Below are 13,509 nucleotides of genomic sequence, written 5' to 3'. Positions count from 1 at the left end.
AAATTCGCTTCAGATACCATTAAACAAATTTGCAATCTTGTGTTTAAATGTCACACTAGAAAAAGTTATGTTTTGTTAATGAAATGTACACACGGAAGCTACTCCTTAAGTACCGTATTGTGTGGCGCAGAAAGCCACAAATATACTTGCTTGTTTAAGGCACAAAAAGGTAATTATTACATGAAAACTATCGCTAAATCTTCTCGTTTATTTCCATTATCGCGCATGTTTAAGCGCGCCTCAATTACGTTAGTCATGGCTGTTGCACTATCAGCGTGTAGTGATAAATCGTCAGATGAGTATATTGCAGAGGCAAATGCACTTATTGAGCAAGGCGATAACGCCGCCGCGGTAGTAGCACTTAAAAACGCCATTCAACAAGCGCCACGTGATGCCTCATCTCGTTTTAAGTTAGGCAATGTATACTTGAAGCAAAGTAACTTTGAATCTGCAGAAAAAGAATTGTCACGCGCGCTTGAGTTAGGCTATGCACCTAACGAAGTGATTCCGCTTTTAGCCATGGCCTTGCAGCGCAGTGGGGCGAATGTTGAATTGTCTGAAATAGATATAGTGGATTCAAATCTTACTTCGGCTGAAAAGCTTGAGGTTGGCTTTAGAAAGCTACAATCATTAGTGCAGCTAAAACAAAACCTACAAGCGCAAGAGTTGATTGACGAACTCATGCAATTAAATTCTGATACCGTATACAAAGGCTTAGTAAGCGGCTACCAGCAGGTGCTTAACCAAGAGTTTGAAGCTGCACTGGAAACAGCAAAAGAGATGCACGAACGAGCGCCGCTTAACCGTGACGTACTGAATTTTACCGCCCGCCTGCATACCATAAATGGTAATCCTGAAGTTGCCGCAGAAATATACGAAGCGTATATAAAAGTAGCGCCAGATGATATTGAATCAAAATTTGCATTAGCGAGTATGCTCGTAGAACAGCGCCAGCCAGAAAAAGCAGAAAAGTATATTGATGAACTCATGGCCATTAACGCCAATAATCCTTTGCTTAATCAATTAAAAGGCGTGGTTAGAGCGGCAGCAGAAGATTATGAAGGTGCAAAACTATATAGCGAGAAAGCAATCGCAGAAGGGCGAAATGATCCTACCCTACGATTAGTGGCTGGATTAGCATCGTATAAAGTAGAAGACTACGAAGCCGCTGTTATGCACTTATCGTTCGTGGCATCGTTGCTTCCTGACAACCACCCAGGCTTACGAATTTTAGCCGCTAGCCAGTTGCAATCAAATATGGGTGATGACGCTGGCGAAATCCTATCGCGGGTAAATGATATTTCAAGTGAAGATGCTTCCTTATTTTCAAAAGCAGGTTATGAATTGCTTAAAAGCGGAAATACTGACGCGGCTAAAATTGTTATTGAGCAGGCTGATAAGGTAAGTGAAACCGCTGAGGATTTAACTCGATTAGGCGTACTTAAACTTTCTATAAATGATATTGAGGGTTTAGTTGATTTAGAAAGCGCGGTTGAAAAAGCACCGAAGTCTGCTGAAGCAAAGGCGACCTTAGCGGGTGCTTATTTGCGCACCAATCAATTTGATAAAGCCTTAGCCTTAGCAAAAGAATGGCAAGCTGAGTTGCCTGAAAAATTTGAACCCCTTTTGTTAGAGTCAGAAGTGTATCAACGCCAGCAGAAATTCTCACAAGCAAGTGATGCGCTAAATAAGGCAAGTAAGTTAGATAGTGGAACTTCTGTTGATCTTGCTAAAATTCGCTTAGATTTACGCCAAGAAAAATATGATGACGCCCTCGTAAAAACAGAAGCGGTATTAGCAAAAGAGCCGTCTAATTTGAATGCGGTAGCAAGCTTAATAGCGTTAAAGCAAAAAAGTGGACAGTTTGATGAAGCAGCAAGTAGAGTGAATGCGCTACTAGCTAAAGAGCCTGAAAATGACAACATGCGAATTTTACTAGCACGTGCAAGTTTGTCATTTAATAAAAGCCAAGAAGCGCTTGAGGTATTAAAACCTATTGAAGCTGATCGCGCCGTGTTACCTGCATATTGGCCATTAATGGGCGTTGCTTGGCTTCGCAACAACGAAACTGCTGAAGCGTTAAACCACTATAAGCGCTGGGCAAATTTATTTCCTAATCAACAAAACGCAGTGATTGGCCAGTTAGTGATACTTGATACTGAGCGCAAGTACCAAGAAGGGTCTCAAGTTGCCACTGATTTCCTTGCGAAAAAAGATAGCCTTGAAGTGCGTTTAATGCAGTCGTACTTTTACGTATTGTCGGGCAATGTTGAGGGTGCAAAACGCGTTCTTAGAAATGTAGATGAGAAGTATCAAGCGCTGCCATTTATAAAAGGCGTAAAAGCGAGAATTGCGATAGCAGAAAACAGAGGCGCAGAAGCCGTTGAAGATGCAATGGTCGCTTACGATGCAAGTAAAAATAGCGCGAACTTACTGGTATTGGTGAAAACGCTGGAAGATTCGCGTGACATGGACGCTGCATATACAGTTATAAAGAACCATGTTGCAAGTAATCCTAAAGACATGCAAGCGCATATGCTGCTTGCGGAGCGTCAAATTTCTAGAGATGTTCAAGGTGCTATCGAAACCTACGAAACCGTGCTTGAAACCCTGCCTAATAACTTTATTGTGCTTAATAACATCGCTTATATGGAGCTACAGCAAGGTAACTTAGAAAAGGCAGCTCAATACGGCGCAAGAGCATACGAAATGCAACCTGACAACGCAGCTACCGCTGATACCTACGCACAAATATTAGTACGCCAAGGTAAAACCGAGGAAGCTGTATCGGCCTACAACCGAGTTATGAATAAAGATATGAAAAACGAAGAAGTGTTTTTAAATTATTTAGAAACGCTATGGTTAAACGGGAACAGCGTGATTGCTGAGCGAAGAATGAATGATTTAGCGCTCAAGCAAGCAGAATCGCAAGAACGTTTAGCCCAGCTTAAAGCGAAATACGCGTTATAAAGTAACAATACCTTGTAACGCGCAGTATAAAACCTGACTTGCACGCAGGCACATTTGAGAAAATGTGCCTGCGTTCGTTGTAGTCTTTCTTATGTGAGATATTCAGTTGTGATAAACACCATTCAATCAGCCTTTGTGCGCTTGCGCCACAATAGAGCATTCGAATTTTTCGTTATTGCCGTCATTATTATTTCTGCTTTAGAAATAGGCGCGAAAACCTATCAGTTAGGCCCAGGTGCAATGACCCTGACTAACTACTTAGATATATTTATTACGGTATTTTTCTTGTTTGAAATAGTCGTTAGGTTTATTGCAGAAGAAAATAAGAAAGACTTTTTCAAATCGGGTTGGAATATTTTCGATACTCTAGTGGTAGCCATAAGCTTAGTGCCAATAAGTGAGTCTGAAATGGCCTTGCTTGCAAGACTTATTCGAATATTCCGCGTGTTAAGAATGATTTCAATTATTCCTGAACTGCGCATACTCATTAATTCTTTACTAAAGGCATTGCCTCGCCTAGGTTACGTGGTACTGCTTATGTTTATTATCTTCTATATATATGCCGCGGTGGGTAGCTATTTATTTAAAGATATAAACCCAGTGCTATGGGGGAATATAGCAATTTCCATGTTAACACTGTTTAGAGTGATGACTTTTGAAGATTGGACTGATATTCAATATGAAACCATGGATGTTTACCCCATGAGTTGGTTGTATTACATGACGTTTATATTCTTCACAGCCTTCGCGTTTTTAAATATGGTAATAGGTATTGTAGTAGGGGTTATGGAAGAAGAGCATGCCAAAGAGCGTAACATTGGGCAACCAACCATGCTTGAACTTCAAGAGCAAATACAAAGCCTCAGCAAGCAAATTAAAGACTTAAACAGAACTAAAATTGATTAAGCAGCAATAGCTGGGTTTGCAAAGGAGCATACCCAGCTAATTGTTATACCTTAGCTATTTTCAAGCACCTTTTCTAATTGCGGTCCAGCGGCAACTAGTGCTTGTCCATCAGCTGTATCTGTAAATTTCACAAAATTTTCAACGAATAAATTCGCTAAATTGTCAGCTTTTTCTTCCCATTGCTCAGGCGCTTCATAGGTACTTCTTGGATCTAAAATGGCAGAATCCACATGCGCAAGTTGTTTAGGTATTTCTAAATTGAACAGTGGCAATGTAGTACATTTAGCATCATCAATGCTGCCATCTAAAATTGCGTCAATAATTGCACGAGTTGCTTTTATGGAAATACGCTTGCCAGTGCCATTCCAACCAGTATTAACAAGATAGGCTTTTGCTCCTGCTAATTCCATGCGCTTTTTCAAAACGCTTGCATATTGTGTTGGGTGCAATGTAAGGAATGCTGCGCCAAAACAACTAGAGAAAGTAGGCGTTGGCTCAGTAATACCACGTTCAGTACCAGCAAGTTTAGCGGTAAAGCCTGATAGTAAATAATACTGGGCTTGTTCAGGGGAAAGCTTGGAAACCGCAGGTAGTACGCCAAAAGCATCGGCCGTTAAGAATATGACTTTCTTAGCGTGGCCTGCTTTAGAAACGGGTTTCACAATATTGTCTATATGGTGTATCGGGTAAGAAACACGGGTGTTTTCGGTAATGCTGTTGTCGCTATAATCAATTTTGCCTTGCTCATCTATAGATACATTCTCAAGTAATGCGTCTTGTCTTATTGCTTGATATATATCAGGCTCATTCTCTTCGCTTAAATCTATTGTTTTTGCATAACAACCGCCTTCGAAATTAAATACGCCATGGTCATCCCAACCGTGCTCATCATCACCAATTAATTTACGCTTTGGATCAGTCGACAGGGTGGTTTTACCTGTGCCTGAAAGGCCGAAGAAAACAGCTACATCGCCTTTTTCACCCACATTTGCACTGCAATGCATAGAAGCAATGCCCTGTAGCGGTAGGTAGTAATTCATAATAGAGAACATACCTTTTTTCATTTCGCCGCCATACCATGTGCCGCCAATTAACTGAATGCGCTCAGTCAGGTTAAAGGCAACAAAGTTTTCTGAGTGTAAACCTTGCTCTTTATACTGCTTATTGACCGTTTTTGCGCCGTTCATAACAATGAAGTCAGGCACAAAATCTGCTAACTGTTCACTACTTGGGCGTATAAACATATTCGTAACAAAATGCGCCTGCCACGCTACCTCAGTGACAAATCTAACACTTAAGCGAGTATCAGGATTAGCGCCGCAATAAGCATCCACTACAAACAATCGTTTGTCGCTCAATTGCTGAGTGACTAAGGATTTTAAATGCGTCCACGTTGACTGATCAATCGCCTTGTTGTCATTCTTGCCTTGATCTGACCACCAAATAGTATCTTTGGTTACGTCATCTTTCACAATGTACTTGTCTTTAGGAGAGCGTCCGGTAAATTGCCCTGTTTTTACGCATACAGCTCCAGACTCTGTAATATAGCCCTTCTCAAAACCTTTCAAATCGCTGCGCGTTGTTTCTTCAAATAACTCCGCATAACTGGGGTTATGAATAATTTCGTTTTTGTTTGTAATTCCGTAAGTTTTCAGGTCTTTGATCAGGTTCACGTGATTCACTCTTTGTTAAAATGTATGCCTTATTCGATAATAGTTAAATTTTGAGCAGTTTTCTACACTTAAATCCCAATAAAACGCAATAATTTGCGTTAAATCATATTTATTTAAGTGGGCTGTTATTTTATGTTTTTTATATACGTTGTTTTATTACATGGTGAGTTACATTAATGTTACATAATGCATTTATTCTTATAATATATATGGCTTGCAGGTAAGTTTTTGCAGAAAAACGAAGGAAATATTATGGAAAATGTTTGAATATGAAGGCTTAATTGTTTAAGGAAAATTTAATGAAAGTTACAAAAATGGTAACTTTTATCCAAAGTGTGCTGATTTTTAAAATTCAGCACACTTTTGCAAAGGCGATAACTTAATTTAGAGGGAGAGAAATTTGCGTAACTGCTTTGCTAACTTGTGCGTAAGTACTTGATTCAACGAAGCCTAATGAAAAGGTTTGTGATTCATGTAAGTACTTGTTTTTCTCGCTACGGCCAAAACCCAAGACCGTCATGTAAGGGCGGCTTACATAGTTATCAGGAAACTCGTCATCTTCATGATGTAACAAATAAAGCATTCGGTTTACGTTTTTATCGCCAAAAGCAATCCATTCAGGTGAGGGGAGATCACCTAAAAAGCTCTCATTAATGGAATGTTTTTTATCATCAATTGATGCATACCAAAAGTCGCTTTCGTCCATCGCCCCATAAGGCACGCCTTCGTACTGCACCCAATAATGATAACCTTGGCTAACTTTAGCCATGGTAAATTCAAGGCGATCAGGTAGAAAATCGTACTGAGCCTGCCACTTTCCATTTTGTGAAGTGAAAGTAATACGTATGTGCTCAGGGCTAATGATATCAACGCTTGATGTAGATGGATCAGTACTCGCATTCATAGCATGAAAGTAATTGCCATCTTGTTTATGCACGGCGTTTGGAAAACCTCGGTATTCGCCTTTCCAGCCAGAGCCTTTGCTATTGTTAAAGCCAATCCAATCAACACCGTCTTTATCAATCATGCTTGATAAACCGCCGCCGCTTTTCTCAAGGTAGAACCTTGCATTGTTATTGCTGATAATAAACGCCTCAAGCCCACCTGCGGTTTCATCTATTCCATATTCTAATGTAACGGCACGGGTAGATGGTGCACTTGCGCAGGCGTTTAATAAGCTAAATAAGCCAATAATACAAATCAAGGAACCCAATTTAGGTCGCATTATAACTTTCCTTATTAGTCAGGTTACGAGCACTTCGCCTTAGCAATACACCCATGCTCAAAATAGTAAGTGCACACAGGCCAAATACAATTCGCCCCCAAAGCGGATTGGGTATTAGCATCATAGCGAATACGCCTGCGCCCATAAATATCACCATAGTGCCTAATTTGTGGCGCTGTTGCCGGTCATACTCACTTTGCAATTCATCGGCAATAACAGGTGTTTCAAGATCATCAAAAAAGGTTTCCCGCTCAGTTTTGTGATGATCATTCTTTTCTTTGTAGAACAAGCTTGTTGCACAAAAGAAACCTGCCGTTATAACTAAGTGAGCACCTATAGTAATCATTAAGTTAACGTCAACAGCTTCTCTGCGCGTGAAAGCTTCTTCTAAGCCAATAATGTTGGCAAACACATTGGGCGTAAAAATATTGGTAACAAACCACGATACAAATAATCCTAAGGCTACCGTAGCCCATGGAGCCCATACAGGGGTTTTTCTAATAAACAGCCCGAATATTAGGGGGATTAGTAAGGGGACTTGAATCATGGTGGAAACGCTCATCATTAATTCAAACAAGCTTAGCTGAGTGAGTGATTTAAAAAACAGCGCAACCACAATGACTAATATACCACTTATAAAGCTGACCAAACGGCTTACCCTGAGTAAGTGTGCGTCGTTAACTTCGGTGTTTCTTTTTAGTAATAGAGGTTGGTAAATACTGCGTACAAATATACCTGAGTTTTTATTCAGCGCAGAATCCATTGACGACATAGATGCGGCAAACAAGCCGGCTAATAACAAGCCAACAGTACCTATAGGCATAGCGTTTCGAGTAAACACGAGGTACACAGCATCGGCAGCTTTATTACCCAATTCCGGATATGCAGAGGCTGCATCAGGATACAAAATGGCGGAAGCCCAAGGCGGAATAAACCAAATTATGCTGCCTACCGCCATTAAGCTCATTGCTAATAAGGCGGCTTTACGCGCGTTAATTGAGTCTTTAGCATTTAAAAAACGAAATGAGTCATGAATATTCATAATCGTGATCATTTGTTTGGCTAAGAAAAACACAAACGAGCCCACTAATATTAGCCCGTAGTTCATATCTGGACCCATTACAAAGTCTGCTGGAAAGTCTGTAACAAGCGCTACCGGCCCTCCAACCATAACCAAGGCAACAATGGCACAAGCTATTGAAACCACCGCTACTATGAGTGTTTGGACAAAGTCGGATGCTACCACCCCCCACGCGCCTGATAATACCGATACAAACAATACCGCCAAGCCCGTGGCAATTATGGTTACGCTTATGTCAGCATCAAACACTGCGCTGGTAAAAACACCTAAAGCATTTAGCCATACCCCAGCATTTATAAAGCTAAAAACGATTAATGCCCAAGAGAAGAACTGCTCATTTTCTTTACCAAATCGACGCTTAATGCCTTGGGTGGGTGTGTCTACCCGCATTTGGCGAAAGCGAGCAGAGAAATAGGCCCAACCGCAAAAATATGCAAAAGTATTGGCGAAGAAAACTAAACTGATTGCAAAACCGTCGGTAAAAGCTTTTCCCGCTGCACCGGTAAATGTCCATGCCGAGAATTGCGCCATAAATGCGGTAGAGCCAACCATCCACCACAGCATACGGCCACCACCTCTAAAATAATCACTGGTGGAGTTGTCGGCCATCTTGCTAAAAGCAAAGCCAATGCCTAACACCAATAAAAAGTATCCCGCAATTACTACATAATCATAAAACATAAGGGAGCCTTTTAATCAAGATGAGACACGTCTTGCCAACTTTCATTTTTGCGTATTAAGTCAATAAGTTGCTGGTATTGCGCGCCTTCTTTAAATGTTTGATATGGCGCTACGGCGTCGCCTTGAATATCTTTCACCAGCTTATTTATTAAGTATCGCCAGTTGCGCTCAGTGTCACCCTCAACGTTTGGAATATCACTTTTAATATCATCAGGCAGTGGAATTTCATGCCACTGATTATTAGAGTAGCTATACATAGGCCCACTGGCATAATGTCCTTTAATGTATAGAGCCCCTTTACTGCCATATATCACAACGTGATCTTCGTTAAACCGAGGATGCAGACCACCATGTTTAAATAAAACAGAAACCGGCTTTGTGGCAAACTCACTTTCTAACTGCGCCAGCACGGTGTATGACCATTCTACGTTTGATTCTCCCCATTTTAGCGATGGGTCATTTAAATCAGAGGGGATAAAATCGCGGCGTTTTTTAAAATTATGCACCCCTTCAACAATAGGCGCTTTTCCTAAATCATCACGCACTTCCCCCATAATAGATAAAATTTTCTCACCAATAATGGAAGTCACTATTGATAACTTATGCGTGAAATTGTTATTAAGGCGTCCGCCACCGTCTTCTTTTCTGTGTGACCACCCAAAGGGGATGTCTTTTTCTAAATTAAAATGTGATATGCACTCTACTTCTAAAGGTTCGCCAATTACGCCCTCAGCCACTAGGCGCTTGGCATGAATAACATCAGGCATGTATCTAAAGCTTGCTGCAAAGGCTGTTTTAAGCTTTTTCTGAGTAGCAAGTTCATACAAGGCATGGGCACTTTCTCCATCAGCGGTAAGCGGCTTGTCACTAAATACATGGCAGCCAAATTCAAGTGCCTGTTTTATGGGGAGCTCATGCGCGCCACCTGGAGTGGCAATAGATACCACATCAGGTTTACATTCAGCTAAAGCCTCTTGCCAATTTGTGCCAGCGTAGGGAATATTTAACTCCTCAGCTACTTGCTGAACAACTGCAGGCGTTCTGCCTACTATTCCTACTACCTCAGCACCTGCGTAGCGGAATGCTTCAGCGTGACCTTGCCCCGCAAAACCAGTGCCGTGAATTAATACGCGAACGTTTTGTTTATTTTTCATGTGAATCTCAATTATGTTTTAGCGGCGTTACCAATTCCAAAGCGTGCCATCTTCAAGCCTGCTAACGGGTAAGTACGAGCGTTTATAAGGATATAAGGCGGCAGCGTCTTCGTTAAAATCAACGCCCAAACCGGGCTTGTCGCTAACAAAGGCTGCGCCATCTTTAACTTGTATATCGTGTGTAAAAATTTGTTGAGCTTCTTGTGTGCCAAACCCTACAAACTCTTGAATACCAAAATTGGGTGCCCAAGCATTTAAATGCATATGCGCCGCAAAACAAATGGGAGATAAATCAGGCGCACCATGAGGCGCGGTTTTAACATTGTAAATACCGGCAAAGTCAGCAATGCGTTTTAACGAGGTGATACCACCAGCATGGGTTGCCGCGGTTCGAATATAATCAATTAGCTGATTTTGAATTAAGTCTTTGCAGTCCCATATAGTGTTATAAGTTTCACCAATAGCCAATGGGGTGGTGGTATGTTGGCGAATAGTTTTATAGGAATCTTGGTTTTCAGCGATAGATGCATCTTCCAGAAATAATAAGTTGTAGGGTTCTAATAGCTTACCTAAGCGCGCTGATTCAATGGGGGTTAAGCGGCTATGCACATCATGCAGCAGTTGCACATCGTTCCCTAATTTTTCGCGTGCTTGCTTAAATAATTCAACCACCATATTAAAGTATTTAGGGGTAGACCAATCTTCTTCTGGAGGAAGAGGGCGGTTCCCCTGCAATTCATAGTAATTTTCTTTGTCACCCAATACGCCATAAGTGACTTTCAAACCAGGTACGGCTGACTGCAGGCGAATGGCTTTGAATCCTTGCGCCATTAAAGCTTCAGCTTTTAGCAAAGTGTCAGCAATGTCATCACCACTGGCATGCGCATACAAGCCCACGCTTTTTCTACTTTTCCCGCCCAGCAATTGATACACCGGTAAACCGGCAACTTTACCTTTAATATCCCAAAGCGCCATATCAATACCTGCAATAGCGGCCATATTTACTGCGCCCTTACGCCAGTAAACGCCTTTGTACAAGTATTGCCAAATGTCTTCAATTGCGTGGGCATCTTTGCCAATAAGACAAGGGGCAACATGCTCTTGAAGGTAGGCAACTACCGCCATTTCACGCCCGTTTAAGGTAGCATCGCCAAGGCCAAATAAGCCATTGTCGGTTATCACTTTAACCGTTACGAAGTTTCTGCCAGGGCATGTTACAAATATTTTTATATCGCTAATTTTCAAAAGATTGGCTCGCTTAAAAAATCAGTAAAGATTATTTACTAAATCGGTTTAGTTGATTAAATTATCATAATATAGGAGCATGTCAATCATGTTAAATAATTCTTTACAAAAAAATAACAATGTCTAAAGCAAAATTAACCGATGTAGCAGCAATGGCGGGAGTGTCGAAAAGTACTGTTTCGCAGTATTTGAACGGCCGATTTGAATATATGTCTAAGGCAACGCAAGCCCGAGTTAAAGAGGCTATTAGCGAATTAGATTATGTCCCAAATCCAATTGCACGAAACCTAAAAGCGAGTAAAACAAAAACCATTGGGGTCATTGTGCGCGATATAACTGGCTACTACAGTAGTAAAGCCATTAGAGGTATTGATGATTATTGCAAAGCCAATAATTACCACGCACTTATTTACAATACTGATTTTGATTCAACCCTTGAAGCCAGAGCACTCGAATCACTGTATCAGCTTAGAGTAGATGGAATTATTATTGCGTCGTCAGGTAAAAATACGCAGCTAATATCTCGCTACATAGCAAAGGGTTTGCCTATTGTTCAATTTCAGTTAGATCATGATGATAGCGAAAAGAATATTATTATGTCGGACTATAAAAAAGCCGCATTTGAAGCTACCGAATACTTAATTGAGTTAGGGCATAAACGAATTTGCTTTGCTAGCCAAGATTTTGCCGATGTGAAATCTAGGAATGAGCGCTTCGAAGGTTATACACAAGCCATGGCCAAGCATAAAATTAATATTGAACCTGGCTTTGTGCAACATTGGAATCGGGAAGAAGGCTTTACTAATGACGTAATGGACGTAATTAATGAGGTAAAACCTACTGCGATTTTTACCCAGCATTTAGCTATTACCACTGAGCTTTTAAATATTCTTAATCATAATAATGTAGACATTCCACAAGATATTTCTTTACTTGGATTTGATGAAATCCCCATGGTTGAGTTTTTTAAAGTGCCTATTACTGTAGTGCGCCAACGCCCATATGAAATAGGGCATCTTTCAGCCAAGTGTGTGTTAAATTTAATTGACCATCCTGACACACCACCCCAACGTACGGTAGTATCATGCTCAATAGATAAGCGCGAATCATGCCGAGCGATTAACGGTTAAGGCGCTTGGTATGCTTCTGAGACACTAGCCTTATTACTATTGTAGAAGCTATTGCGTCTTTATAATATGATGCTATCCACTTAAGTAAATTAGCAGGGAAAATAGAGTATGTCTTCATGGGGAAAAGCCGCAACGTGGTCAATGTTAGTTATTGCGCTACTAGTGTGTATAGCGGCTACTATTGTACTTGGCTCAACCATTAGCAAGATGTTTGAATTAGGCACAATTGAGCTATCCATTTTTCAAATTGGCATTCTGTGTGGCGGCGTTACCGGTTTATCTTTATTTGTACGCTGTGTTAAACAATTAAAAAATTGTTCTGAACCCGCACGTACATAATGGCCTTACCGGCTAATTGCTAGACGCTTAAACAACGCTAGGTAGCCGTTTACCATTGAATCTATGCTGCAGTTGTTGAGTACAAATTCACGGCCGTTTTTGGCATAAGTTTCACGTTGTTCTTTTGAGCCAAGTAAAGCGTTTAGGCTTTCTATTAACGAGGCTTCGTCGTCAATAGGTATTAGCAAGCCGTTAAGGTCATTTATAACTACCTCAGGTATGCCGCCGGCTTTAGTGGCAACAATAGGCAAGCCGCAGGCGCTAGCTTGCATTAAAGTTACGCCTAGCCCTTCAGTGAAGGCTGGGTGGGCAAGTACATCTAGTTGCGGCAGCAAGTTAGCTACGTCGGTTCTAAATCCAGCAAATACCACGGCATCTTGCAAGCCTAATTCATGGCACAAAGCTTCGTATTCTTGGCGCTTTTTTCCCTTACCACAAATTAATAGGCGGCTATTGGGAAATTGGGCGTGAACTTGTTTGAACGCACGAAGCAAATTAGCTTGGCCTTTGCGTTCAATTAATTGGGCAAAGCACCCTATAACCAAATTTTGCTCGGTAAAACCAAACTCTTTTTGTAAGTATGTATTTGGCGCTTGGGGAGTATATTCATTTGTGTCAATTACTGAACGAATTACTTCGCACGCTTCGGGCGCCACCCCTTGTTCAAGTAAGACATTTTCAATGGCCTTAGAAATACAAACGGTTTTGCTAAATGCTTCATATTTTAACTTAGCAAGCCAGTGGGCTTCTGTGTTATCTACTCGGCGCACACAAATTACTGGGATCTTGCATAGCTTCGCCGCAATTAAACCAAATACATCAGCGCCGCGGCGGCTATGGCAAAGCACTACATCGGGCTGCCAAGTTTTTAAAATGCTGCGTAGTCGAAAAATAAAACCAATATCAAGATCACCGGTCATTTTAGTGGCTTGTACTTGCATCAGCGGGCTGTTGAATGCACCCACTTCGCTGGCAATATCCGAGCCTGTAGGGCACACAAGCATATTTTCTATATTGTGCTTAGCCAAACCATTCATTAAATAAACAACTTGCTTTGCACCGCCAAATAAAGATTTTCCGGCTTCAATGTGTAGAACTTTCATAA

The 13,509-nt window shown here is 41.2% G+C and carries 10 protein-coding genes; 4 read left to right on the top strand and 6 right to left on the bottom strand.

The genetic code is table 11. The features are described 5' to 3' along the window. Nucleotides 1-180: 180 nt before the first annotated feature. Entirely contained in the window at nt 181-2,970 is a 2,790-nt protein-coding gene (gene prsT, locus ACOI22_RS07745) for an XrtA/PEP-CTERM system TPR-repeat protein PrsT (RefSeq protein WP_420671453.1), read from the top strand. 108 nt (nt 2,971-3,078) lie between these two features. After that, nucleotides 3,079-3,876, top strand: coding sequence for an ion transporter (locus ACOI22_RS07740; protein ID WP_420671452.1), 798 nt, complete (start codon nt 3,079-3,081; stop codon nt 3,874-3,876). Between the two features lie 50 nt (nt 3,877-3,926). Here ACOI22_RS07740 and pckA read toward each other — a convergent pair whose 3' ends face one another. The 5 genes from pckA to manD form a co-directional block, all read right to left on the bottom strand. Then, entirely contained in the window at nt 3,927-5,549 is a 1,623-nt protein-coding gene (pckA, locus tag ACOI22_RS07735; protein WP_420671451.1) for a phosphoenolpyruvate carboxykinase (ATP), read from the bottom strand. 379 nt (nt 5,550-5,928) lie between these two features. Next, on the bottom strand, nt 5,929-6,774 hold the full coding sequence (locus ACOI22_RS07730; RefSeq protein ID WP_420671450.1) for a hypothetical protein: 846 nt from the start codon (nt 6,772-6,774) through the stop codon (nt 5,929-5,931). Next, complete coding sequence (locus ACOI22_RS07725; protein WP_420671449.1) at nt 6,764-8,536, bottom strand: sodium:solute symporter family transporter; 1,773 nt, start codon at nt 8,534-8,536, stop codon at nt 6,764-6,766. Before ACOI22_RS07725 ends, ACOI22_RS07730 begins: the two co-directional genes overlap by 11 nt. 11 nt (nt 8,537-8,547) lie before the next feature. After that, on the bottom strand, nt 8,548-9,690 hold the full coding sequence (locus ACOI22_RS07720; protein ID WP_420671448.1) for a Gfo/Idh/MocA family protein: 1,143 nt from the start codon (nt 9,688-9,690) through the stop codon (nt 8,548-8,550). Nucleotides 9,691-9,717: 27 nt separating this feature from the next. Beyond that, on the bottom strand, nt 9,718-10,935 hold the full coding sequence (gene manD / locus ACOI22_RS07715; RefSeq protein ID WP_420671447.1) for a D-mannonate dehydratase ManD: 1,218 nt from the start codon (nt 10,933-10,935) through the stop codon (nt 9,718-9,720). A gap of 119 nt (nt 10,936-11,054) precedes the next feature. Between manD and ACOI22_RS07710 the strand changes: the two genes are divergently transcribed. After that, nucleotides 11,055-12,065, top strand: coding sequence for a LacI family DNA-binding transcriptional regulator (locus ACOI22_RS07710; protein WP_420671446.1), 1,011 nt, complete (start codon nt 11,055-11,057; stop codon nt 12,063-12,065). 108 nt (nt 12,066-12,173) lie between these two features. Continuing rightward, on the top strand, nt 12,174-12,404 hold the full coding sequence (locus ACOI22_RS07705) for a hypothetical protein (protein WP_420671445.1): 231 nt from the start codon (nt 12,174-12,176) through the stop codon (nt 12,402-12,404). Between the two features lie 5 nt (nt 12,405-12,409). On the opposite strand, the gene ACOI22_RS07700 is transcribed toward ACOI22_RS07705, so the two are convergent. After that, nucleotides 12,410-13,507, bottom strand: coding sequence for a glycosyltransferase (locus ACOI22_RS07700; protein WP_420671444.1), 1,098 nt, complete (start codon nt 13,505-13,507; stop codon nt 12,410-12,412). Nucleotides 13,508-13,509 lie beyond the last annotated feature (2 nt).

The organism is Glaciecola sp. 2405UD65-10, assembly GCF_048820975.1.
Taxonomy (GTDB): domain Bacteria; phylum Pseudomonadota; class Gammaproteobacteria; order Enterobacterales; family Alteromonadaceae; genus Glaciecola.
This window is presented reverse-complemented; position numbering and strand designations above follow the sequence as displayed.

Coding starts and splice junctions, on each gene's coding strand:
- prsT (WP_420671453.1), top strand. CDS start 181: ATGAAAACTATCGCTAAATCTTCTCGTTTATTTCCATTATCGCGCATG.
- ACOI22_RS07730 (WP_420671450.1), bottom strand. CDS start 6,774: ATGCGACCTAAATTGGGTTCCTTGATTTGTATTATTGGCTTATTTAGC.
- ACOI22_RS07725 (WP_420671449.1), bottom strand. CDS start 8,536: ATGTTTTATGATTATGTAGTAATTGCGGGATACTTTTTATTGGTGTTA.
- ACOI22_RS07720 (WP_420671448.1), bottom strand. CDS start 9,690: ATGAAAAATAAACAAAACGTTCGCGTATTAATTCACGGCACTGGTTTT.
- ACOI22_RS07710 (WP_420671446.1), top strand. CDS start 11,055: ATGTCTAAAGCAAAATTAACCGATGTAGCAGCAATGGCGGGAGTGTCG.
- ACOI22_RS07705 (WP_420671445.1), top strand. CDS start 12,174: ATGTCTTCATGGGGAAAAGCCGCAACGTGGTCAATGTTAGTTATTGCG.
- ACOI22_RS07700 (WP_420671444.1), bottom strand. CDS start 13,507: ATGAAAGTTCTACACATTGAAGCCGGAAAATCTTTATTTGGCGGTGCA.